This is a genomic window from Niabella ginsenosidivorans (assembly GCF_001654455.1).
GTDB lineage: Bacteria > Bacteroidota > Bacteroidia > Chitinophagales > Chitinophagaceae > Niabella > Niabella ginsenosidivorans.
Genome location: NZ_CP015772.1, coordinates 3336033 through 3360891, shown reverse-complemented (window position 1 = coordinate 3360891; position 24859 = coordinate 3336033). Strand labels below are relative to the sequence as shown.

Below are 24859 nucleotides of genomic sequence, written 5' to 3'. Positions count from 1 at the left end.
ACTGAAGGCCCGGCAAAAATTACCGGCTTTTCCTTCTTCTGGGCACAAGCGCTCAATGCAAGGCTCATTAATAATATGGGAAATGCTATTTTCAGATAAAATAATTTAAAATAACCAGGTGCAAGGTACAAACTTTGCTTTTCCGGTAAAAATCTCTGTTATGATAACAAAGTTACGGGCTGAAAGTTGGGAGCCGGACGCCCGATATGAGATACCAGGTCTCCGATCCCGGATACCGGCCCAGGCGTCAGGCAGCAAGAAACCAGTATCCAATATCCAGCAATCAAATTCGTACCTTTGCAAATTTGAAAAACGGAACGATCGTTATGAAGTTATATCCTGAATCGGCTTATATACAACTGGAGTTTGACAAGATCAGAGACCTGCTCAAAAAGTATTGCGAGACGGATTATGCCCAGCGCAAGGCAGCCGAGCTGCGCATACATACACAAAAGCGGTTTATTGATGCGGAGCTGAGGCAATCCTATGAGTTTAAGCAGCTCATCCAGAATGCTATTCATTTTCCGAATGATTATGTGCTGAATCTTGCAAAGGAATTAAAATTATTATCTATCCCCGGTGCTTTATTGACCGGAGAGCAATTGCTACAGGTAAGGAAGCTGGCGGAAAGTATTGAAAAGATCTTCCGCTGGTTTGATGCCGAGCGCAAGCTGGCCTATGAAGGGCTGCATGCTGTTATAAAGGATACTTATTATGAAAAGGCCATCATCGCTTTGATTGATGAGGTGATTGATGAGATTGGCCAGGTAAAGGACAGTGCCTCACCGGAATTGAAGGAGATCCGCATGAGCCTTTACCGCAAGCGGAATGAATTACGCAGAATCTTTGACAAGATTGTAGCTAAGCTGAATAAGCAGGGGTACCTGGCAGAGATCGAAGAAAGCTTTATGAACGGCCGCCGGGTAATTGCCGTGTTTGCAGAACAAAAACGTGCAGTAAGAGGTATTTTGCATGGAGAAAGCGATAGTCGTAAAACGGCTTTTATTGAACCGGAAGAAACCATGCACCTGAATAATGAAGTAAGCGGCCTGGAACATGAGGAGCGGAAAGAGATCGACCGTATCCTCAGGCAGCTGACCGCAAAACTATCTGCTCACGCCGGTTTGCTGGCTACCTATCATGCTGTTATCGGGGAGTATGATTTTATCCGTGCCAAGGCAAAATTTGCCCTGGATGTTCATGGAGCTTTTCCTGTGGTGCAGGATAAGGCCCAGGTGCACCTGGTAAATGCCTATCACCCGCTGCTTTATTTATACAACAAACGGGCACAAAAACAAACCTACCCGGTTTCAATAACGCTGAATGAAAACCAGCGGATATTAGTGGTAAGCGGGCCCAATGCAGGCGGTAAAACAGTGACGATGAAAACGGTTGGCCTGCTGCAGATGATGGTACAGAGCGGACTGCTGGTACCGGTGCATCCGGATAGTGAATTTGGTATTTTTAAACAGCTGATGATCCACATTGGCGATACGCAAAGCCTGGAATTTGAGCTGAGCACCTATAGCAGCCACCTGATCCACATGAAATATTTTATGGAGCATGCCAATGGTAAAACACTGTTCTTTATTGATGAACTGGGCAGCGGAAGCGATCCTAACCTGGGCGGTGCATTTGCTGAAGTTATTTTGCTGGAGCTGTTGAAAAAGCATTCTTACGGGATCGTAACCACGCATTACCTGAACCTGAAAGTGATGGCGGGCAAAACACATGGTATTGTAAACGGAGCAATGGCTTTTGATGAAAGGAACTTGCTGCCGTTGTTCCAGCTGGTGGTGGGAAGACCCGGCAGCTCTTATACCTTTTCGATCGCTGAGCGTATTGGCCTGGACAAACGTTTAATTAACCAGGCACGGCAAATGGTGAACGATGATCAGTACCGCCTGGATAAATTATTGAACCGGACAGAACAGGATCTGCGGGATCTGGCTAAAAAAGACAGAGAACTGGAACGGTTGATAAAGGAAAATGAACGCCTGAAAAAAGAGATGGAACGGGTGATGGATAAGGAAAAGCACCGCCAGCAAATGAACGTGCTGCGTGAGCAGAATAAAATATCAGAGGAGCGGATCGCCTATCTGAAGGATATGGAGCGCAAGCTGAAACAGATTACTATTGAATGGAAAAAAGAGGAAGACAAACAAAAGCTCATCAAACAGATCAATAACCTTTTGTTTAACCGTAATGAGAAAAAAGCGGTCAGTAAGATCCAGAAAAAAATAGACTCCAAGTATCAGGAGATTGGCGGTGAAATAAAAACAGGCGATAAAGTAAAAATGAAGCGCAATCACCAGGTAGGCGAAGTGCTGGAAATAAAAGGCAGGCGTGCCGTGGTAAAGATCGGTTTGCTGCCCATGCAGGTGGAGCTGAACGACCTTGTGGTGGTAAAGGAAAAAGAAGCCACGGCAGGATAGCTGATGGGTTCTGCCGGCTGGCGGATCAGGATCTGCTGATTACCTGTTTTTATTTTTCATGCTGAAATACCCGTCTGACCGGGGTATCGCGGCGGGAATGCAACAGGATAAAAGATACTTTAAACACCTGCATTCGTAACACCGGGCTGTTTAACGGCCTTTTTTAAACTAACGTGCACAGCCAGATACGGAAGCTGTCAGCACACATTATAGCCGGGCCGTGGTTGGTGGCTGCACCATAGCCATCTATTTAAGGTATGAGAGGAAGAGCTCGTCAAATTTATCGGCCCTCTGTATAAAGGCTATCGTATAAAGACAACTATTTTCTTCAAAAGCTGTTACAGGCAGCAACATACCGGCGGATAACCCCAAACGGAGGAAATTGATATCACGCCGCGCGCTGCGGCTCTGTGATTGTTTGGGATGGATCTATAAATAGTACCGGTGCGCTGCACCTTTACTATGCGCTGTGAAGAAAGCATAGCTGCGAAGCAGCCAGATATCCGTAGCAGCAAACAGCCATAGCCTCAAAAAGGCGTATAGCGCCGCAATATGAAAAATATGGTGAAGAAGGTGCGATCGATGACCGTAGGGAATGTTGCTGACGGAGCTGAAAAACTGGTGCCCGTTGTGATCAGAACTGTTTTTCAAGATGTGCTCGCACGATAGGTACAGAGATAGAAAGTATTATAAGGAAGATGGGGCATACCTACGACACACCTCAAAACCGGACCAATGGGGCTACAGATGGGTCGTTTCTACGAGACAAAAACACTGGAGGAGGGGTATAGGCACAATTGACCTTGTTTCATGCGCTCCCTTATTTTTGCAGAGTGCCCGCACAAACCACCTGGACAAATAAATAACATTATGAACTGCCCGTTATTTACGTTTGGATTTTTCCCAGGCAGCGCTTTGCTTTTTGCCAAAATACCGGAAAATGCCCGCCATTACCGCATAGTTCATCATTACAAAATAATAGGGGATAAAAAAAGCTTTGATCTTTATGTTCTTTCTTTCAAATAAAAAACCCAGAAAGGCCAGCAGGTAAAAGCATAGCTGGCCATACAGGAACCAGGTATAAAGATCCGGGTACTTTTTTGACAGCGCCATAAAACCATTCACCAGCAATAAAAGGATCATAAAAAAAGGGGTAACCGTCCACCTCAGCACACGATGACTGATGTACTGAAAGGTCAGCACCGGGTTATGAAAAGGGTTGGCTGCTTTTTTTAGCCGTACAATAGATTGGATACCGCCGGCGGCGATCCTGATCTTTCTTTTCAGTTCTTCTTTGGTATTGGCCGAGGCGGTTTCTATGGCATAGGCCGCAGGTTCATAGGCAATAATATAACCTTTTTCAGCTATGCGCATAGCAATCATATGATCATCAATGATGGTATCGGCTTCTACCGGTTGGTAAAGCGCTCTCCGGATACTGAACAGCTCACCTGCCGCGCCCACATTACTGTACAGCTCATAATCCCATTTTTTTAACGCAGATTCGTACTTCCAGTAAAACCCTTCCCCGGCCGAGCTGGCATCTGCTTTCTCTGCCACGGCTATCCTTTTTTCTCCTGCCACGGCGCCCACTTTTGGATTTTGATAATGAGCTACCAGCTTCAGAAGGGCATCCGTATTTAAAAAGGTATTGGCATCGGTAAAAACAATGATCTCGCTTTTTACATGCGGCATCACTCTTTTTATAGCGGCCATTTTTCCGGATCGCCCGGGGGTATGAAACAGAGTAATATCGGCATGCTGTGCAATTTTATCAGGCGTGCTGTCGCTGGAACCATCAGTCACAAAAAGCAGCTCTAAAAGTTCCTGCGGATAATTGAGCTCCCGGCAGTTTTTTATTTTTTCTTCAATATAATCTTCCTCATTATACGCGGCTATTAAAAGAGTTACCGTAGGAAGCCGGTGAGCAGGGGGTAAGGACTGCGTTTTTTGCTTCCTGAACAGCCGCTTTACCCGGATAATGCCATACAAAAGGAGCCCATACCCGAAGAAAGAGTAAAAAATGATCAGTAATAATATCCAGAACAGCAGTATCATGGTATTGGATAACCCAAATGGTCACTGTTTTTTGAATGTGTAAAATTCCATTTTAATCCCCTGAAGGTTTGCAGAGCCAGGCTGGTATTGGACTGCAGCAACAGTTTTATTATTTTTACCGGGCATACCAGCAGCGAATAATACAAAGTAAAGACCAGTTTCGGAAAAAAGGGAGCGTTCCTCCGTATGTACAGCATCCGGTTCCGCGTCATAAAATAACTCTTTACCGGGCTCATTTTACCAACGCTGGCGGATTCTTTGTGATAGATCTGTGCTTTACCCGTAAACCAGGTCTTTTTTCCGATGCGTTTGAATTTTTCGCACCAATCCAGTTCTTCATAATAAAGAAAATAAAGCTCTTCCATTAATCCTGCCTTTTGAAGGTCCTGTTTCCTGCACAGCATGGCAGCTCCGTGGCAAAATCCTGTTTCGTAGTCTTTATGGTATTGTCCCCGGTCCGGCTCATAATATCCAATGGTGTTATTACGGCCGGTATAATAATTCATTTTTGTAAAGCCGGCATATTGGATACGGTCCTTTTCATGAAAAAATTTGATCAATGGCGATAATAAGCCGATTTGCGGATTGGATTCCATTGTTTCGATCAGTGTTTCCAGGAAGCCTTCTGTAAGTTCTGTATCGTTGTTCAGCAGCAGAATATATTCCCCTTTTGATTGGCGGATGCCCAGGTTATTGCCACCGGCAAACCCTGTATTCTGATCAGACCGTATGTATACCAGTTCCGGATAAGCTGTTTTAAACCGCGGCTCATAATCCTGAACGGGTGCATTATCCACCAGGATCACTTCTACAGGCAGGGTTGCGCAATATTTCCTGACAGATGTTAAAAATGCTACAGTTACTTCCGGCTGGTTATAATGAACGGTTATAATAGAGATCCTATCCATGCAGGTGCGAAAGTAAGCCGGTTTTTTATTCAAAGCACTATTCTGTATAATATTTGGAAAAAATCTGAAGCGTTATCTCCCAAACCGGTAATAGTACAGCAGGGTATCCGGCTCGTTCGTCAATAATTTTTGTATCAGTTGCATACCCTGTACAGAAAAGGTAATGCCGTTTCCTCCAAAGCCCAAAACAAAATAAGCCCCGGGATATTGTGTATGTGTGCCTATATAAGGCAGCCCATCTTTTGTAGACCCAAAGCATCCTGCCCATGAAAAATCTTCTGTGAAGGCAACCCCTGGTAACACAGCGTTCAGCTTTTTTAAGAGCCGTTTTGACTTCTTTTCCTTAAGCTGCTCCCGCAATACTCCGGAATTATATTGGCTGTCTTCTCCTCCTATCAAAAGCCTGCCGTCATCGGTTGTCCGTAAATATAAATAAGGATCTTCTGTATTCCATACCAGGACATCAGAAAGGGCCGGGGGCACTTTTATAGCACATTCGCTTACACAGGCAAAAGTACTGAACAGGCTGGCTGTTTTTTCCGGGAACATATGCACCGTTTCAAACCCCGAGCAGAAAACAATCCTTTTACAGCGTGCTTTATGCCCGTTTTCAAGATAAATGGTTGCTCCGGACGGACTGTAATCAATTTTTTCAAAAAATGTATGATCAAATATACGCAGCCCCCGTCTTATGTTTTTATAAATGAGCTGCTGGGTAAACCGGTAGGCGTCCATGCTTGCCCCTTTTTCAGACAGGATGCCTCCGTACGTTTTTAGCCGGTAACTGTTATGTATTTCGTCAGCCGTCAGCCATTGTACGCCCAACTGGTAGCGGTTCCTTATTTCATATTCTTTTAAAAGCCAGCCGGCGGCTTTTTTATTGTGCGCGTAATACAGCGATTGTTTTTTATGAAACCCGCAATCGATCTGTTCATCATGGATCAGTTGCGCTAATGTGTCAATGGCTTCAATACCGGCACGGTAACAATCTACCGCTTCTTTTTCACCTATTTGCCCGGCCAGTTTATATAGCGGCACGTCAATCTCGTATTGCAGCATCGCCGTTGTTGCAGCAGTGCTGCCCTGTCCGGCATCCCTTTTGTCAAGGATCACTACTTCATACCCCTGATTCAGCAAGGCATGGCTGATGAGAGCGCCGGTAACACCACCCCCAATAATGATGATCTCTGCAGCAAGGTCTTCCTGCAAAGAAGGGTAACTGTGCAGCAACCCGTTTTTGAGCAGCCAGAAAGATTCTGTGGTTCTTAAATGCATTTTATTATTAAATTTAATGGTTTCGCCTGTAATTTAGCAAGAATGTAAACGTATAAGACAATTCATGAATAGTAAACGGAAGTCTGCATCACTTTTTGAAACATCACCCGGCTTTACCATTATTACAGACTGGATGGAGGCTTCCGCTATGACGCCCTTTTCATTTCAGAAAGAGACCTGGGAAAAATTTGAGCAGGGATATTCAGGAATGGTGGTGGCGCCCACCGGTTTCGGAAAAACATTTTCCGTTTTTCTGGCGTTAATTATTCATTACCTGAATCATAAGGAAGTATACCGGCCGGGACTGCAGTTGCTTTGGATAACGCCCCTGCGCTCGCTGGCAAAGGACCTGGCCAGGGCTATGAAAACGGCGTTGGAGCAAATAGGGCTGGATTGGGAGGTAGGCGTGCGGAATGGCGATACTACTGCTGCAGAGCGGCAGCAGCAAAAAAGAAAGATGCCGGAGGTACTGGTGATCACCCCGGAAAGCCTGCATTTATTATTTGCGCAAAAGAACAATTCCCCGCTTTTTAAATCGCTGAAATGCATTGCGGTTGATGAATGGCATGAACTGCTGGGCAGTAAACGGGGCGTACTGACCGAACTGGCAGTTGCCCGGTTGCGGCAATTGTCGCCGGGGGTACGTGTTTGGGGCATCTCCGCTACTATCGGAAATATAGATGAAGCATTAGCCGTGCTGCTGCCCTGGAGCGGGCAAAAAAAGATAAAGATTCAAACAAAAGAAGAAAAAAAGACCGAGATCATTTCCATAATCCCGGATGAAATTGAAATACTGCCCTGGGCCGGGCACCTTGGCACCAAAATGGCAGACCGGCTGGTCCCCATTATTAATGAAAGCCGCACTACATTGATCTTTACCAATACCCGCGGTCAGTCGGAGCTCTGGTACCAGGTATTGTTGAGCGTGCAGCCGGATCTTGCAGGGCAGTTAGCGCTGCATCATGGTTCTGTAGACGCAGAACTGCGGCAATGGATCGAAGACCGGCTGCATACAGGGTTACTGAAAGCAGTGATCTGTACCTCCTCACTGGACCTGGGCGTGGATTTTAAGCCTGTAGATACCGTGATACAAATCGGTTCTCCAAAAGGAGTCGCCCGGTTTTTACAACGGGCGGGGCGCAGCGGTCACTCGCCTTTTGAAACATCAAAAATCTATTTCCTGCCTACCCACTCGCTGGAGCTGGTAGAGGCGGCTGCATTAAAAGAAGCGGCTCAAAAAAAGATCATTGAAAGCCGGGTGCCGCTGGTGCTGGCATTTGATGTGCTGGTGCAATACCTGGTAACACTGGCCGTGGGAGAGGGTTTCAGGGAGGAAGCGCTTTTTGAAGAGGTAAAGCAGACCTGGTGTTTCCGGCAGTTGGAACCGGAGGAGTGGCAATGGTTGCTACGGTTTGTGACCCGGGGCGGAGAAGTGCTGCAGTCATACGAGGAATTTCAGAAAGTGGTGGTTGCTGACGGCCTGTATACGGTAAAGAACAGGAGGATCGCTATGATGCACCGGATGAACCTGGGCGTTATTGTAAGCGACCCGATGCTGAAGGTGAAATACATGAGCGGCGGCTATATTGGTATGGTAGAGGAATATTTTGTTTCCAAACTTTTACCGGGCGATAAGTTTGGCCTGGCAGGGAAAATTGTGGAGTTTGTGATGATCAAAGATATGACGGTACTGGTACGTCATAGCAAGGCAAAGCGGGCCATCACCCCAAGCTGGCTGGGAGGCAGGCTGCCGTTATCTTCCAACCTGAGCGCGGTATTACGGCATAAATATACACAGGCATTAACCCCCGGTATACGGGACAGGGAATTAAAAGCTCTGCAACCCTTATTTGCGCAGCAGCAGGAAGTGTCGCATGTGCCAAAAGAAGACGAGTTCCTGGTGGAGCAGATCCGGACAAAAGACGGGTACCACATTTATATGTATCCATTTGAAGGGCGGCTGGTGCACGAGGTAATGGCTGCGCTGATTGCATACCGGTTAAGCAGGACCCGGCCGATTACTTTTTCAATGGCAATGAACGATTATGGCTTTGAGTTGTTAAGTGATCAGCCATTGGAGCTCACAAAGGAGCGGGTTCAGGAAATCTTCTCTGCAGAACATTTAACAGCGGATATCAGTAAAAGCATCAATGCTGCGGAAATGGCTGGCCGCAAGTTCAGGGATATTGCCGTAATTGCAGGACTGGTACTGCGGAATTATGCAGGAAAATTAAAAACCAATAAAAACCTGCAGTCCTCATCAGGGCTCATCTTCCGCATTTTTGAACAGTATGATGCATCCAACCTTTTATTAAGGCAGGCTTTTGATGAGGTTTTTTACCAGCAACTGGAAGAGCTCCGGTTACTGGCCGCGCTGCAGCGGATCCTTAAGAGCAAAATGGTCATTGTGCATGCAAGATCTTTTACGCCATTAAGCTTCCCTATTAAGGTAGATAGTCTCCGCCAGAATTTAAGCAGCGAGGAACTGGATGTAAAGATCCGGCGTATGCAGGAAGAAGCGTTAAAAAAAGTAAAGAAAGGAAATGCCCGGAACACCCACTAAAGAATTATTAATCAAAGAGGAGCTCTTCATCCTTTCCGCGTGCAGGGCTGTTTACTGGCCCGCACAGAAAATGTTGATCCTGGCAGATCTGCACCTGGGAAAAACGGGCTATTTCCGGCAACATGGCATACCTGTTTCCCGGGATGTTTTACAGGACGACCTGAAGCGGCTTTCTTACCTGATCGGGCAGTTTGAACCGGAACAGGTACTGGTAGCGGGGGATCTGTTCCATCATCAGTTTAACAGGGATATTTTAGTGTTTAACGAATGGCGGAACGCCTACCGGCAATTAGCGTTCCTGCTGGTGCCCGGCAACCACGACCGGCATTTAAAAATTGATTATTCCAGCCTGGCAATTACAAAGACAACGGAAGAGTATTTTGTAAAGGAATTCCGTTTTATTCATGAAATGAAAGCGGCCCATGAAGATCATTTTTCCATTTCCGGCCACCTCCACCCTGGGTATACTATAAAAGGAAAAGCCCGGCAGGCCGTTTGTCTGCCTTGCTTTATTAATGCGGAGGATTATCTTATACTGCCTGCATTCAGCGGGTTTACCGGTTTGTTTACAGGATATGAGCAACAGTCTGGTGCAGCATATTTTGTGATAAGCGGAGAAAGTTTGTTTGAGTTCCGGTAGAAAAAAAGAAGGTTATTTTAACCGGTACTTTCGTTGAACCTTGGGGCTTTCAAAATATTTATTGATCTGCTCTTCCGACATTGTTTCTGCTGTTTCTGTCGGCACTTCGGCCAGTTGGGTCTGGCTTTGCCGTAATTCTTTTTTCAATGTTTCAGTTTTTACAGCAATATCCGGATCACGATCTCCATTGAGCTTGTTATCAAACAGCACGTATTGCAGCCGTTTAATATTTGCTCTTAATAAGGTAGCCTGGTTTTGTTCGATCGTTTTTTGAGGTGCCACCGCTTCTTTTACCGGCATTGCCACAACACCCACGCCCGGTAATATTTTGGACACGCCTTTATTAGGATCTGTTGCGGCCATTACGGTTCCGGTTGTGGTAGTGGTAGCCGTGGTGATGTCAAACCCGGAACGGACGCCTTTTGTGCTTTTGAGCTTTTTGTCGATCTGTAAAAAAGTGTATTTATACCGAAGGATCCAGTCATTCATATTGTTCACGGCATTCTTATATTCCTTTGTGGCAATATCAAAATTCAATGCATTTTTCACAATAACTTTTATACGCGCCGTATCTGTAAAATTAAACTGGGTAGTGCCCATAAACAGCAGGTTCACGATCTTAACACCGGCGGAGTCCTTATCGCTTACAAAATCATAATCCGGTGTCCATTCAAATGCGTCGTCGCAGGTTTTGGGCAACTTAAAATTGCCGATGGAAATATTACTGGATACCAGTATCCGTTCAATAGGAAAATTACCATTATCACAAAGCACGTTAAAGCTCAGCTTGTTTCCTTCTTCAATATAAACGGGGCTTACCACCGAGGGTTTCACCCGGGGATAAACAATATCTGTACTGTAAAAAGAAATGGTAAAAGAAGTGTCTACCAGTTCCTTGGGATTAGACAGGTTCTGAACACCGATCTTTACTTCATATTTTTTATCATAGCTCAACCTTCCCGACATAAAAAGCGACTTATTGGCCTTAAAGGTCAGCAGGCCGTTGTCTTTATCTATTTTTAAACCAACCGGTGCATCCCTCAGGTACCAATAGTAATTTTTTAACGGCTTATTGATCTGCAGCTGATAGGATAAGCTGGAATCAACATGAAGGGAAAAGAACGGATATAAATTAATTATTCTTAAAGAGGTATCTATACCGTGATACAGATTCGGAGTAAAATCAAAAGACTGCCGGGTAGAGTCATTAGGAATCTGAGCACTTAAAAATTTTCCCCAAACAAGTAAAACAAAGACAAAAAGCACAGGTTTTCTAAACATAATCCCAATGTTTGGTTATAATGGTTTGCGAATTTACTGTTTTAGGACGAACTATTAATCAGTAAGGTTTCATCAGCAGGCAAAATCGTATGAACTCAATAAAAAAGCCCATTGTAGAAACAACGGGCTCTAAACCAAAACTAACTGCTTATGAGAAAAACTTATATGCTTTTTATCATTAAAGAACTTCTATATCTTTAGACGCCGGTTTTATATTTTCCTTTTTCTGGATGGTAACTATTAAGATTCCATTAACATATTTGGCCTCAATTTTATCTGTATCCAGTTTATCATCAACAGTAAAAGTTCTTTTAAAAGATCTTAAATAAAACTCTTTCCGTATGGTTTTGTCTGTTGTTGTATTTGTCTCTTCTTTCTTATCAACAGAAATGGAAAGTACGTGCTGATCCAGGCTGATCTTAAAATCGGATTTTTCAAAGCCAGGGGCTACTACCTCAATCTGGTATTCGTTTTCTTTTTCAATAATGTTCACCGGTGCAAACCCTTTTATATTAGGGTTCTTTACTTCTGTTTTAAAAATAGCCGGCATTTCAGTAATAAAATCGTCTACCAGGCTGGTCAGCGTTCTTTCGAAAGGCGTTCCGTTAAATTTTACGTTGGTCATTGTTATTAATTTTTTAAGTTATTAAAATATTGACTTGCCATTCCTGCAACAAATTAACAACCAATCTACAGGGATATGAAATTTTGTCATTTGATGTATAATAAGTATGACATAATGTCTTAAATTAAAAAACTGCCTGTCAAAAAAATCAGGAAAGATGCCGTTATAAATGCACGGATCAGGTGACCGGGCTGTTCATGCAATGGTCCAGGGTGAGCGCATAAATCGGTAAACGATTATGCCACAGATACCCGGCTGCGTCGGGCAGGGATCAATAAAATACGTTTTTTTCTTTTAAAATAGATACAAATAGCGCCCAATGGCACTTATTCGTATCCCGGACATCCTGAGGTATTGTGAATTGGCCTTATTCACAGCCCGTTTCAGTAAAAATAAATTTATGCGTCTCCCCTTGATGCATGGTCTTAAATCTGAACGATCCGTGAGCCAGGAATTTGCACATAGATCAGGAAAATGTTATACCCTCTTTCCCTTACACTGCCGGGAATGCAACCTTTTAATTATTTTTGCGTTATCAATCTTAAATAATTATAAATATGTATCCACAGGAAATAGTGATCCCAATGCGGGAGGAATTGACTGATAACGGCTTTGAAAGTCTTTCAACGCCTGAAGCAGTTGAAGCTTCCCTGACCCAACAAGGAACTAACTTATTAGTTATTAATTCAGTTTGCGGCTGTTCCGCCGGTACTGCAAGGCCTGGTGTGCTAATGGCAGTGGCTAATGCCGAAAAGAAACCCGATCATCTGACAACGAGTTTTGCAGGCTTCGATATTGAAGCAGTAAATAAGGTAAGAGAGCATTTACTGCCTTATCCGCCATCTTCTCCTTCCATTGCCTTGTTTAAAGATGGAGAGCTGGTTCATTTTATTGAACGGCACCAGATCGAAGGCCGTTCCGCAGAAATGATTGCCCAGAATCTTATGGCGGCATTTGATGAATATTGCGATTAATCTGCTGGTTTGATCAGGAACCGGAATTTTTTGGTAAAGAAGCTTTACAATAGTTTATTTGTGAGGCTTCTTTTCTTTTGCCGGCCTGCTTTAAAGAAAAGGTATTTTTCCGGATAATGAGGTTATACCGGTTGGCCCGGAAAGGATATTTATGCTGATAGGGCATTATACGGGAATTCTGATAGCTGTCGGAATGGTCTAAATAAGAATGCTGTTCATATAAAACCTTTAATCTGCATTATATTTGTAATATTGTGCTCAATTTTTACGCATGTATCCTAATCTGTATTACTTTTTTAAAGATGCTTTCGGAGTCGATTGGAACTTTCTGCATTTTGTAAATTCATTTGGCTTTTTTGTTGCAGTTTCTTTTATCATCTCTTCCATTGTGCTTACCAAAGAGCTGAAGCGCAAAAGTAAGGAAGGAATATTCGGGCCTACTGAAGAAAAGGTAGTAGTGGGCAAGCCCGCATCAGTCAATGAATTGCTGATCAATTTTGTGCTTGGCTTTGTGCTGGGGTACAAAATACTGGGGCTTTTCTTTACAAAGGAAAACAACATAAATCCACAGGACTATATTTTTTCTGCACAGGGGAACTGGCTTGCCGGCCTTGCACTGGGAGCCATTTTTGCTTTTATTAAATGGCGCGATAAGAACAGGCAAAAGCTGGCACAGCCGGAAACACGCGTCATCAGGGTCTGGCCGCACGACCGGGTAGGAGAGCTGACGATGCTGGCCATTATTTTTGGGTTACTGGGTGCAAAGATCTTTGATACCTTTGAAAACTGGGACACCTTTTTAAAAGACCCGTCTTCCTTTTTCTCAATGTCGGGCCTTACTTTTTATGGCGGACTGATCTGTGCAGGCATTGCTCTTTGGTGGTATACTCACAAGCACCATATTAATTTTTTGCATTTTATTGATGTAATGGGGCCTGTAATGATGCTGGCCTACGGCATCGGCCGTATCGGCTGCCAGGTAGCGGGTGACGGGGACTGGGGCATTTATAATGCTGCTTTTAAGACAGCCCCAACCGGAGGGGTATTCCCTGCCACACTGAATGACTTTAACGCTACTGTGGCACAGCAATCGGCTTATTTTGCAGGCAATTCAACACATCATGCATTTTTTCCCAAGCCTGGTTTCTTAAGCTTTTTACCGGACTGGGTCTTTGCCTATGATTTCCCGCACAATGTAAACGAAGCCGGTGTTCCGCTGGCCAATTGTGCCGGAAAATTCTGCACTCACCTTCCGGTGCCGGTTTTCCCCACTTCCTTCTATGAGACGATAATGGCGCTGATCCTTTTCGGCATCCTGTGGGCGCTCAGGAGGCGGTTTAAAATAGCCGGTATGCTATTTGGTATTTATTTGATTTTTACAGGATTAGAACGATTCCTGATCGAAAAGATACGGGTAAATGTAAAAATGCACCTGCTGGGTATAGAGCCGACGCAGGCCGAGCTGATCTCTGTTTTGCTGATTATTGCCGGGGTCGTTATGATCCTTATCCTAAACCGGAAAAACCGCGCAGGAACAACGCCCGTAAAAACGTCTTAATCAGTTATAACTATCTTTTAAAAAAACTGTTATATTAAGATAAGTTCAATCTGCGACATGGTTTTTCACAAATTCTGTCGTATCTTTGGGCGTTTTTAAATATTCATTAATATTGTTCTATAAAAATCCGGTCAGGCGCCGGTATATTATAATTAAATTCGACTATGCGTCAGCTAAAAATTGCTACACAAATTACTAACCGCGATTCCCAGGCGGTGGAAAAGTACCTTCAGGAGATCTCTAAGATCTCTATGATCACGCCTGAGGAAGAAACCACTCTTGCTCAAAAAATTAAAATGGGCGATCAGCGGGCGCTGGATAAGCTGGTTCAGGCAAACCTGCGTTTCGTTGTGTCTGTAGCAAAGCAATATCAGCATCAGGGGCTTTCTCTTAGTGATCTGATCAATGAAGGAAATCTGGGCCTTATCAAAGCCGCTCAGCGCTTTGATGAAACAAAGGGGTTCAAATTTATTTCCTATGCCGTATGGTGGATCCGCCAATCCATTTTACAGGCTTTGGCAGAGCAGGGCAGGCTGGTACGTTTACCACAGAATAAGATCGGAACCTATAACAAGGCCAACAAGGCCTATATGGCGTTTGAACAGGAGCATGAAAGGGAACCTTCTACAGAAGAGTTGTCTGAGCTTCTGGAAATGAGTGAGACCGAGATCAATAATATTTTCCAAAGCAATACCCGCCATACCTCCTTGGATGCACCGGTTCATGAAGCCGAAGACGTGGCCATGGGTGATCTGCTGGAAGGGGGCTCTGATACGGATGATGACGTAATGAAAGATTCATTGCGCAACGAGATTCGCAGGGTACTGAAATCGCTTTCTCCACGGGAGGCTGAAATTGTAAATGCTTATTTTGGGCTGGATGGCGAAAATGGGGTTACCATTGAGCAGATTGGCCAGAAATATGACCTGACAAAAGAGCGCATCCGCCAGATCAAGGAAAGAGCCATCAAACGCTTACAAAAAGCACGCTACAGCAGCGCCTTAAAATCCTATCTGGGATAGTGAAAAGTGAATAGCAGATAGTAGGGAGCCGTTAATCAGCGGTTAAAATAAATAAAGCGCCCCGGAATTTTCCGGGGCGCTTTATTTTATAGTTTATTTGATACGATGCCGGAATTAATGTTACAGCAATCATTTCAAACAGCTGCATTTTAATTAGCATTAAAAGGTTTGGGGCGGACTACCTGCGGCTTCCGATTTTGTAGTGCTCACCGGGTCTTTTCAAATGTCAGATTCCCGGTCAGAAACCCTATTATTGCATTATGAAAGTCTTAGTAACAGGATCAAACGGGTTGGTAGGCAGCTATGTGGTTAAACAATTGCTGGAAGAAGGGGATGCCGTTTTTGCCTCCTCCAGGTCGGCAGATCTTTCCGGTTTTAAAAGCTCCGGTTATCATTTTATACAATGCAACTTTACGGATCCTTATGCCGTGCATACCGCATTTGAACGCATCCGGCCGGATGTTGTAGTACATTCCGGCGCTATGAGCAAACCGGATGATTGCGAAAGGAACCAGGCGGAGGCCTATGAAACCAATATGGCCGGCACGGTACAACTGTTGCTGAACGCGGCGGATTATAAAAGCTTTTTTATTTTCCTGTCTACTGATTTTATTTTTAACGGGAAGGAAGGGATGCATAAGGAAGAAGATGCTCCTGATCCGCTGAGCTATTATGGAAAAACCAAGCGGGAGGCAGAGGAGGCTGTTATGGAATATGAATATGGCTGGGCCATCGTCAGGACGGTTTTTGTTTATGGAAAACCTTTGTATGGAAGGGATTGCTTTCTTAACATGATAGCAAAAAAGTTACAAAATAATGAACCCTTCCGTATTGTGAATGACCAGGAGCGCACCCCTACTTTTGCGGAAGACCTTGCAAAAGGGATCAGCGCTATTATCAATAAAAGAGCCACCGGCATTTTCCATTTAAGCGGGGAAGAGGTTGTAACCCCTTACCAGATGGCAATGGCTGTAGCCGGTTTTATGAATATACAATCGCACCGGTTAAAGCCGGTGAGTACGGCTGAACTGAATGAGCTTGCCCGCCGGCCCCTGAAAAGCGGCCTTGATGTTACAAAGGCAAAAAAAGAGCTGGGCTATGTGCCTGTTTCCTTTAAAGAGGGGCTGAAACGTACCCTGGCCGGGTAATTTGGGCATTCTTTGGGTCTGAAAATGCGCCAGAGTATTGGTTATACGGAAATGACATTTTAATCAGACCGAAAAGTTTCCCGAAGACGCAACGATTTTTTGTTGGTCGTGTTACGTCCCGCTGTTCCGAACCTTCGGAACGCAGACTTCCGCCAATGGCGGAAGCGCAGATGGACGGTGCCTGCGCTGTTCTGCAAATTCTGCGGAAGCATTGAATGGCACGGGCCCTTTCTTTTGGTGCTGCCTGGAAATCCGGGGGTATCGGGAATGCTACATCCTAAAATAGATCCATCTGCTTTTAGGAATTTTTAATGCCCGGCAACTTAGCCGTAACGCTTTGTTCAGGTCTATAATAAATTTCACTTGCATATTAGGAGCTTATAGATGCAGCGTGCTCCACAGACCGGATTTCTTTGCTGGGATCTCAGGGGCTTCCCCATCAGACGTATCGATCTCAATCATAAATTGCAGAACCTGAAGTTGCCTGTTACCGGTGCGGTTTTGCAAATTTTTGCTCACCGGCTTTTATGGCAACCGGTAAATGATTTTCCTTTGGTGGTACAGGACAGCTATAGCCGGTTGCAACATAAGCACAGTAAGGATTATAGGCCTTATTAAAATCGAGCGTGAGCCTGTTATTTTTAATATCCGTTGTTTTAAGGTCTAAGTAACGGCCTGTTTCATAGGTCTCTTTTCCATTGGTAGCATCTTTAAACGGCAGGAACAAATAATTCCAGTATTGATTGTATTGCATCAGGAAGTGAGACTGGTATACTGTCAGTTCCAGCTGTTGCCCGTTTATGGAAAAATGCAGGCGGCCATAGGCCCTGTATTTTTTATTTTTTCCGCTTGATGTAGGTATCTCAAACCAGGCTGTATCTGTAGCGGGCGTAAAATCTGCAACAACCCGGTATTGTTCATCAACAGGAAAAAAGCGAAAATACTTTTTATCCACTTCCGGAACCACCTGGTGCTCTTTTACGTAGTTTTTCAAAAAACGCTCCAGGCTGTCTCTGTAGGTGGTTTGCGCGGCAGCAGCACCTGCTATAAGGGTAAAAAGAAAAATCAGGATCTCTTTTTTCATTGTTATTATTCTTGATGCGATAAATGGTGCGGAGGCAGAAAAATCTCTGCTATCATGCATCGGGCGCTGCCCCCGCCATTTTGTTCAATGGTTGTTAACGGAGCATGCAGGATGGGGTTAAAGGTCTCCAGTTTTTTTAGCTGCTCAGCGGTTAAGGAATGATAAGCGCTGTCCGACATAATTAAGAACCGCTGCCCTTCGGAGTTCCTTACCTGCAGGGCATTTCCTGCAAACTGTTCCATCTGGTCAATGCTTATTGACACAATTTCCTTGCCGGTTTCTTTCAGTGTGCTGAAAACCCCTTTCCGTTCCGGTATATTGGTGATGGCATCGCCGGCAACAATTGCATAATCCTCGGCTATGCACATCATTACATTGGTATGATAAACCGGGGCATTGTTTTTATCAAAAGCATGAAAAAGCACGGGCGTATAATCCAGCACCTCACAAAAATCATAAAGGATCTTTTTATCTGTTCTTGGCGATAAGCAGGCATAGGCCTTTTGGTGCACCCGGTCTAATACCATGCTGCCGGTTCCTTCCAGGAAACGGTTCTCTTTCTCATAACCGGTAAGGTCTACTGTTGAATAGATGGTAAAATGGGTTTTCAGCTTATCCGTAACACCTTTTGCCCGTTCTGCGCGCCGGTTGGGAGCGAACATCGGGTACAGCACAATCTGTCCGTCGCTGTGCATAGAGATCCAGTTATTCGGAAAGATAGAATCCGGCGTATACGGTTGCGGCTGATCCTGCACTACCAGCACTTCTATGTGATGCGCCCTCAGCAGGGTCACAAAATTATCAAACTCCTTTTGGGCTTTTTCATTGGCATTCCAGTCCTTTACGTCTTTCTGAAAGGAATTATTGACCGCTGTTTCCTGGTTAAAACCAAAAGCGATGGGCCGTATCATTAACAAATGGGATGTGGTTTGCATATATCAGTTCTTCTTTCAGCTTCTTTTTAAATATCTTTTCTTAACAGCGGCATACTCATACAATGAAAACCGCCTCTGGCCCTTGAAAGTTCGGCAGAGGGAATGGTGATGAAAACGTTCTGCAGCTTTTCGGCGGTCTGTGCGCCACTTTCCAGCCGGGGCAGCAATTCCTTAACATCAATAATGCTAAAACCTGCTTTGCGAAAGGCTTCCAGGGTTTTGTCGTTCCTGTCGTATCCTACCACTACGCCTTCTTTTAAAGCCAGTAAGTTGCAACTGTCCGTCCATTGCTCGCGCAGGTCAAAAGGAAATTCATCATTGCCGGAGTGAATGATCTTTACCGGCCCTTTTACTTTCAGGTCTTTTTTGCTGATGTCTGTCAGCAGATCCTCAAGGCTGTTAAAATAAACCGGCCGCGTAACCTGCTCTTTTTTAAACTGTATAATAGTGGTGACCGTTTCCGGCTTCTGGTCTTCAATGGCTTTCAGGATGGCATCATCCAGCTCTTTTTGGGCACGTTTCTTTGAAAAGGAGCCCAGCATCACCCAGGTGTCTTTCTTTATCTGGGTAAAAAGGGTATCAATATGCATGTACTCCCTTTTTTGCGGAATCTGCACCAGTGTAACCTTACGAACGATGTTCTTTTTAAAAAGGATCGTGGCTACCTGGTGCGCGGCTGCCAGGCTGGTGCGCTCGCTGATGCCTATGATCACATGCTCTTTGCTTACCACCATTACGTCGCCCCCCTCCAGGGTAACGTTGTACTCGTCTGCATCAACGGGCAGCAGAAAGTGATAGGGACTGTCTTCCAGCTCAATGATCCTGTCTTTATAATCCTTAAAAAGCGGGTGATTAAAGAAAATATATTTCATTAAAAGCGCTTCACGCAGCCTTGCTTTTTTGGCAGGCTTGTTTAAAACGATGTGATCGTTGATTACAATGCCGATGTCACGGGTGAAGATAAAATTAGGGACAGGAGGAAACAGCATATCCAGGTCATTGCCCGTTCCGCTTATAAAAATTTTTGCCAGTTCGGCTGCTTCCTGCTGTAGTAGCAGCTCCTGGATCTTGTAGGAGCAGTTCTCTATGGCACAAACGGAGGCAACCAGTTTTTGTTTGATGGTGGCATTCTTCAGAATGTCTGACAGCAATACCTGTATTTCTATTACATTCCGGGAATTATGGAAGTCTTTTTTTCCGGGCTTGTAGAAATTGTAATTATTCCTTGGAGCATCTATTGTCTTCAGCTTCCCTTTAATCAGCTCCGGGTCCAGGAAATACAGCAATAGTTTTGTATAGTAGTCGTATTCTTTTCGTCTTATCGTATCCAGATGCACGATGTCTTCAAAAAGCCAGTCCTGTGCTTTTGAAGGTATGACCTTGCCTATGCCGCTATCCGGGCTGTGCACCAATACCTTTTTCAATAACCCGATTTCAGATGTTACTTTTATTTCCATAAAATTTTTCTTTAGCGGCTAACATTTGTTATTAACAAAAATAAGGGAATGAATGTTTGCCATCAAAGTTGGTTAAATTAATTAGCTTGCAGCTCTGATGAAAAAAGCGTTCTTACAGTTACATATTGCAGTGCTGCTGGCAGGTTTTACCGGAATCCTGGGAGAACTGATCACTTTAAATGCCGGGCTGCTGGTGTGGTACCGGTTGCTGATAACGGCTGTAACTTTATGGATTTTAATGGGCCTTACCGGAAAAATACAAAGACTGCCGGTAAAGGAAGCGCTAAAAATAGGAGGCATCGGTTTTTTATCGGCTGTTCACTGGGTATTATTTTATGCTTCCATAAAATATGGAAATGTTTCTATCGGGTTGGTATGCTTATCGGCTGTAGGTTTTTTTTCCTCGATCCTGGAGCCTTTGCTGAGCCGCCAGCCGGTGAAAAGAACAGAGCTGCTGTTGGGTCTTTGCTCGGTACTGGGCATCTATCTTATTTTTCATTTTGATACGCAGTATAAGCTGGGCATTATCCTGGGGTTTATTTCTTCTTTCTTTGCGGCACTGTTCCCGATCCTTTTAAAATTTTCTATGCGCAGGGTGAATATGCAAACTGTGCTGACCTGGCAAATGACCGGTGGCTTTGTTACGCTGTCAATGGTGCTGCCTTTTTATCTGAAGGCATTTCCTGTAAATACCTTACTGCCTTCCCTGAGTGATTTTTTATGGCTGCTGGTGCTGGCCTGGTTCTGCTCGGTAATCGCTTTTCAGTTCTCCATGAATGCCTTAAAAAAGTTATCAGCTTTTACGGTAAGTTTATCCTATAACCTGGAACCTCTTTATGGCATACTGATGGTCTTTGTTATTTTAAAGGAAAATAAGACACTCAATAACGGCTTTTATTTTGGTTTTACGATCATCAGCTTTACCCTCATACTGCATGCTGTCATCCTGAAGCGTAATCATAAAAGGGCTGTAGCGGTGAATACACCGGCTGCCTGAAGCCCGGTACTTTCTGATAAAGATTGTTTATCTTCAGATCATTATTCAGATGATTTTTATGAAAAAAGTTACACGCAAACAATTGCTTGCCTACAATAATTTTAAGCTGGATCAATATCCCACTGATCTGTCCGGAACCATTGATCCTGAAGCTGCCAAGAAAGCGCTGAAAAAAATACGCAAGCAGCTAAGCGCCTTGCAGGATAAGATGTATGCTCATAACCGGTATAGTGTACTGGTATGTTTGCAGGGAATGGATACCGCGGGAAAGGACAGCCTGGTACGCGAAGTGTTTAAGGCTTTTAATGCACGTGGTGTGGTGGTCAACAGCTTTAAAACACCTACGGAGCCGGAGCTGAAGCATGATTACCTGTGGCGTCATGAGATTGCCTTGCCGGAGAAAGGAAAGTTTGGGGTGTTTAACCGCACGCATTATGAAAATGTGCTGGTAACCCGGGTGCACCCGGAATACCTGCTTAATGAGTGTATACCCGGACTGGAGCGGGTGGAAGACCTCCCCCGTAATTTCTGGAAAAAACGGTTTGAACAGATCAATCATTTTGAGGAGCAGTTGGTGGAGAATGGTACCATAGTGTTTAAATTTTTTCTGAACCTGAGCAAAAAGGAACAGCGCAACCGTCTTTTACGCAGGCTGGAAAAAGAAAAGCATCAATGGAAATTTTCGCCCGGGGATCTTGCAGAAAGAAAGCGCTGGGAGGATTATATGCATTGCTACGAGGAAGCAATAAGGCATACCAGCACCCCCAAAGCGCCCTGGTATGCAATTCCTGCTGATGATAAGGATATTTGCCGTTACCTGGTAGCCTCCATTATGCTGGACGTATTAAAAAATTATAAAGAGATTCAATATCCTGAACCAGATGATACAATAAAAGCACATATTCAGCAGTACAAAAACCAGTTGGAAGGTGAATAAAACAGGCAGGGGAACGGCTTACCGGGGCACTCTTAGCTCCTTGCAGGAGTGCTACGGGCTAAAGGTATAACAAACTGTAACTGTTATAACTTAAAGTTATCGGCGATTGACTTTTGTGATTTCCCCGGAGGAGCAGCTTCTTATAGCTTTGTATGGAAAGTAAAATGTAAGCGATGAGGATTTTCTGGATACCGTTCCTGCTTTTTATAACTGCTGCGGTGCTGATCTTATCTGAACACACCAGGAAAAAAGCAGGTAATGGCATAAAAAAGGAAGCGAGCGGCAGTCAGTCTCCGGATACGACGTGGTGGGGATGGAACCATTATCAGATCCCCGATTATACGGAAGAAGGAAAGCTCATTGAATACGGGTACCGGCTCATTGCAAATACCTCTTATTACATGGGCCCCAAAGGAACTGTAGCCACCCTTACCAATGGAATGAACTGCCAGAACTGTCATTTGAACGGAGGAACGGTTCCTTTTGGTAATAATTTCGGGAAAGTTTTTGCTACTTATCCGCTGTATCGTGCCCGGAACGATGGCATACAGGATATTTATATGCGGGTAAATGATTGTTTTGAGAGAAGCCTGAACGGGAAACCGCTGGATACCGCCTCAAAAGAGATGCAGGCTATTTATGCTTATCTGAAATGGGTAGGGGAGGATGTGCCCAAAGGAAAAGCCTATAAAGGAACATCGATCATGCGGCTGCCCTTCCTGAACCGGGCTGCAGACCCGTTAAAAGGCAGCATTGTATACCGCGCCCAGTGCGAACGGTGCCATGGTGCTGATGGTGCAGGCATGCTGAACATTGAGGGTACAGGATATACATATCCGCCCTTATGGGGCGCTCATAGTTTTAATGATGGAGCAGGGTTGTTCAGAATACGCAGTTTTGCAGGCTTTGTAAAAAATAATATGCCGCAGGGAACTACTTATCTTAGTCCGCAATTAACCGATGAGGAAGCCTGGGATGTAGCCGCTTATGTGCTCAGCAAGCCACGGCCGAAGTTTGACCAAAGCGCAGACTGGCCGGTGCTAAAAAAGAAACCGGTTGATGCACCTTATGGCCCTTATATAGACAGTTTTTCAGAACGGCAGCATAAATACGGTCCGTTTGGTCCCATAGAACTGGCACAGGCTGCTTATAAATAAATACAGGGCCCGGAAATGACGGGAATAATAGAATAACGAGTATTTTAATTTTAAAACCAGTAGTAAATGAAAAAAGCTTTATTGATCCTTTTCAGCGCAGTATTAACCATTACTGCAACTGCACAGCAACTGACACCTGCCCAGCAGGAGAATAAACGGTTCACCGGAGCAGTGGCCAAACAAAAAGTATATCATGCCATTTACCAGATGGATAACAATGATCCAAAGATCATTGAAAAAGTGCTGCGGAACCTTAACAATGCGCTGAATGATCCCCGGCTGAAGGGAAAGCTGAAAGCAGAGCTGATCGCATTTAGCGGGGGTACGGATGCCTACCTGAAAGGAAGCAAATACGAAGAAGCTTTAAAGAATCTGGTTGAGCGCGGGGTGATTGTAGCCCAGTGCGCCAATACATTACATGAGCGCAAGATTGACAAAGAGCAGCTCTATGATTTTATTGCAATTGTTCCCAGCGGTAACGGAGAGCTGATCCTGCGCCAGGCAGAGGGCTGGTCTGTTATAAAACCTTAAAAGATCCGCGTGTTTTTTGTAACAAATATCATAAGTAGATTTAAAGGAATGAAATGAAGCAACTATTTACCGGAATATTTTTTTGCATGGTATTGGGAAATACTGTAAAAGCGCAGGAGTATCGATTTGATCCACCCTGGAACATCCCCCCTGAAAGCAAGGTGCTGTTTACAGTTCCGGGTGTGGATAATGTTCCGGATCTTTTCGGAGACATCAATGACCCACAACTGGTGCTGTTTTTTGCGGGCAACCAGTTCATGTGCGTTGACGAGCTGCTGACTGCGTTTAAAAAGGCATATCCTCAATATACCCGCATATTTGCGGAGACCCTGCCACCCGGGGTACTTGCCAAACAGATAGAAGGAGGCTCTTTAACAATGGGCAATATGCGCATTACATTGAAACCGGATGTATATACCGCCGGGAAAACAAGGATTGATGAAATGGCCGATCTTTTTGCGGACACTATTGCCTATGCGTACAATAAGCTGGCCATTATGGTACAAAAGAACAACCCGAAACGGATAGCCGGCTTAAAAGATCTTGGACGAAAGGACGTGCTGGTTGCAATGCCCAACCCTGCATTTGAAGGCATCGGAAAACGTATTGAAGCTGCTTATATAAAGGCCGGTGGAAAGGCGCTGAAGAAAACAATTATGGAAGACAAGGTCAAAGCCGGAACAACCCGGCTTACCCAGATCCACCACCGGCAAACTCCTATGTGGGTTTTATATGAAAAAAGCGATGCCGGGCCCGTGTGGTATTCTGAGGCATATTATCAGAAACTGATCAATCATCCTGTGGAGCTGGTGCCGATCCCCGATAATGAAAACATACAGGCTACTTATATGGCCGGCCTTTTAAAGAATGCACCACACCCGATAGCTGCAAAAGAGTTTATGGAATTCCTGAAAAGCGCAGCCGCAAAAGCTGTTTATAGGAAATATGGCTTTACCACGCCATAAAGGGTCGGGGCTTTGATTGCTTTGTATATTCAATAAGATGAAAGCTCTAAGTTAGCAGGGTTGAAGCGAAAACCCTGCCGGGGAGGAAGTGTATTAATACAAGAAGATTTCACCAGGAGAAATTTTATTACAGTATCCCAAATTGCTACAGCCCTCGGGATATTCAGTGGAGGCTACGTCTACTATATTTTAACTGCTGTCTGCAGTGCCTTCGGTTTATTATTGCAAAATAGCTCCATAATAATTGTAAATCATTTATGTGATTGTGCTTCAGTATTATAGGGTTGTAATGCCCTGTTTTCAGGAGCA

20 protein-coding genes are annotated in these 24859 nt (G+C 44.5%); 12 read left to right on the top strand and 8 right to left on the bottom strand.

Annotated features, from left to right (window positions below):
- Window positions 1-326 precede the first annotated feature (326 nt).
- A complete protein-coding gene (locus A8C56_RS13970) occupies window positions 327-2435 on the top strand; it encodes an endonuclease MutS2 (RefSeq protein ID WP_067762038.1) in 2109 nt (702 codons plus the stop codon).
- A gap of 882 nt (window positions 2436-3317) precedes the next feature.
- Here the strand turns inward: A8C56_RS13970 and A8C56_RS13965 are convergent.
- From A8C56_RS13965 to A8C56_RS13955, 3 genes are all read right to left on the bottom strand, one after another.
- Complete coding sequence (locus tag A8C56_RS13965; protein WP_067757174.1) at window positions 3318-4493, bottom strand: glycosyltransferase family 2 protein; 1176 nt, start codon at window positions 4491-4493, stop codon at window positions 3318-3320.
- Window positions 4490-5401, bottom strand: a complete 912-nt coding sequence (locus A8C56_RS13960) for a glycosyltransferase family 2 protein (RefSeq protein WP_067757171.1) — start codon at window positions 5399-5401, stop codon at window positions 4490-4492. Before A8C56_RS13960 ends, A8C56_RS13965 begins: the two co-directional genes overlap by 4 nt.
- A 72-nt stretch (window positions 5402-5473) precedes the next feature.
- Window positions 5474-6676 (bottom strand): NAD(P)/FAD-dependent oxidoreductase, encoded by a 1203-nt coding sequence (locus tag A8C56_RS13955; RefSeq protein WP_067757169.1) that lies wholly within the window; start codon window positions 6674-6676, stop codon window positions 5474-5476.
- Between the two features lie 64 nt (window positions 6677-6740).
- Between A8C56_RS13955 and A8C56_RS13950 the strand changes: the two genes are divergently transcribed.
- Window positions 6741-9239 carry a ligase-associated DNA damage response DEXH box helicase gene (locus A8C56_RS13950; RefSeq protein ID WP_245645477.1) on the top strand — a complete coding sequence of 833 codons (2499 nt, stop codon included), beginning with the start codon at window positions 6741-6743 and terminating at the stop codon, window positions 9237-9239.
- Window positions 9220-9879 (top strand): ligase-associated DNA damage response endonuclease PdeM, encoded by a 660-nt coding sequence (pdeM, locus tag A8C56_RS13945; RefSeq protein WP_067757167.1) that lies wholly within the window; start codon window positions 9220-9222, stop codon window positions 9877-9879. Before A8C56_RS13950 ends, pdeM begins: the two co-directional genes overlap by 20 nt.
- Before the next feature lie 12 nt (window positions 9880-9891).
- On the opposite strand, the gene A8C56_RS13940 is transcribed toward pdeM, so the two are convergent.
- Both A8C56_RS13940 and A8C56_RS13935 read right to left on the bottom strand, forming a co-directional pair.
- The gene (locus A8C56_RS13940; protein WP_067757164.1) at window positions 9892-11160 is read right to left on the bottom strand and encodes a hypothetical protein; all 1269 of its coding nucleotides are present in this window, start codon (window positions 11158-11160) and stop codon (window positions 9892-9894) included.
- Window positions 11161-11338: 178 nt separating this feature from the next.
- Window positions 11339-11785, bottom strand: coding sequence for an Hsp20/alpha crystallin family protein (locus tag A8C56_RS13935; protein ID WP_067757161.1), 447 nt, complete (start codon window positions 11783-11785; stop codon window positions 11339-11341).
- Between the two features lie 557 nt (window positions 11786-12342).
- Between A8C56_RS13935 and A8C56_RS13930 the strand changes: the two genes are divergently transcribed.
- From A8C56_RS13930 to A8C56_RS13915, 4 genes are all read left to right on the top strand, one after another.
- Window positions 12343-12759 (top strand): BrxA/BrxB family bacilliredoxin, encoded by a 417-nt coding sequence (locus tag A8C56_RS13930; protein WP_067757158.1) that lies wholly within the window; start codon window positions 12343-12345, stop codon window positions 12757-12759.
- 271 nt (window positions 12760-13030) lie between these two features.
- The gene (locus A8C56_RS13925) at window positions 13031-14317 is read left to right on the top strand and encodes a prolipoprotein diacylglyceryl transferase (RefSeq protein WP_067757155.1); all 1287 of its coding nucleotides are present in this window, start codon (window positions 13031-13033) and stop codon (window positions 14315-14317) included.
- 164 nt (window positions 14318-14481) lie between these two features.
- Complete coding sequence (locus A8C56_RS13920) at window positions 14482-15339, top strand: sigma-70 family RNA polymerase sigma factor (protein ID WP_008585204.1); 858 nt, start codon at window positions 14482-14484, stop codon at window positions 15337-15339.
- Between the two features lie 260 nt (window positions 15340-15599).
- A complete protein-coding gene (locus tag A8C56_RS13915) occupies window positions 15600-16487 on the top strand; it encodes an SDR family oxidoreductase (RefSeq protein ID WP_067757152.1) in 888 nt (295 codons plus the stop codon).
- Window positions 16488-16974: 487 nt separating this feature from the next.
- Here A8C56_RS13915 and A8C56_RS13910 read toward each other — a convergent pair whose 3' ends face one another.
- Genes A8C56_RS13910 through A8C56_RS13900 form a run of 3 tightly spaced genes read right to left on the bottom strand, consistent with a single transcriptional unit; the run spans window position 16975 to window position 19963 of the window.
- Window positions 16975-17571 carry a DUF1684 domain-containing protein gene (locus A8C56_RS13910; protein ID WP_067757149.1) on the bottom strand — a complete coding sequence of 199 codons (597 nt, stop codon included), beginning with the start codon at window positions 17569-17571 and terminating at the stop codon, window positions 16975-16977.
- Window positions 17572-17576: 5 nt separating this feature from the next.
- On the bottom strand, window positions 17577-18506 hold the full coding sequence (gene ctlX / locus A8C56_RS13905) for a citrulline utilization hydrolase CtlX (protein ID WP_067757146.1): 930 nt from the start codon (window positions 18504-18506) through the stop codon (window positions 17577-17579).
- Between the two features lie 26 nt (window positions 18507-18532).
- Window positions 18533-19963, bottom strand: coding sequence for an arginine deiminase family protein (locus tag A8C56_RS13900; protein WP_067757143.1), 1431 nt, complete (start codon window positions 19961-19963; stop codon window positions 18533-18535).
- Window positions 19964-20060: 97 nt separating this feature from the next.
- Between A8C56_RS13900 and A8C56_RS13895 the strand changes: the two genes are divergently transcribed.
- From A8C56_RS13895 to A8C56_RS13875, 5 genes are all read left to right on the top strand, one after another.
- Entirely contained in the window at window positions 20061-20960 is a 900-nt protein-coding gene (locus A8C56_RS13895) for a DMT family transporter (RefSeq protein ID WP_067757140.1), read from the top strand.
- Window positions 20961-21018: 58 nt separating this feature from the next.
- Window positions 21019-21897 carry a PPK2 family polyphosphate kinase gene (locus A8C56_RS13890; RefSeq protein ID WP_067762033.1) on the top strand — a complete coding sequence of 293 codons (879 nt, stop codon included), beginning with the start codon at window positions 21019-21021 and terminating at the stop codon, window positions 21895-21897.
- Window positions 21898-22070: 173 nt separating this feature from the next.
- Window positions 22071-23054 carry a c-type cytochrome gene (locus A8C56_RS13885; protein ID WP_067757137.1) on the top strand — a complete coding sequence of 328 codons (984 nt, stop codon included), beginning with the start codon at window positions 22071-22073 and terminating at the stop codon, window positions 23052-23054.
- Between the two features lie 66 nt (window positions 23055-23120).
- Entirely contained in the window at window positions 23121-23585 is a 465-nt protein-coding gene (locus A8C56_RS13880) for a DsrE family protein (RefSeq protein ID WP_067757134.1), read from the top strand.
- A 53-nt stretch (window positions 23586-23638) separates the two neighbouring features.
- Entirely contained in the window at window positions 23639-24550 is a 912-nt protein-coding gene (locus A8C56_RS13875) for a molybdate ABC transporter substrate-binding protein (RefSeq protein WP_067757132.1), read from the top strand.
- The last annotated feature ends 309 nt before the right edge of the window (window positions 24551-24859 follow it).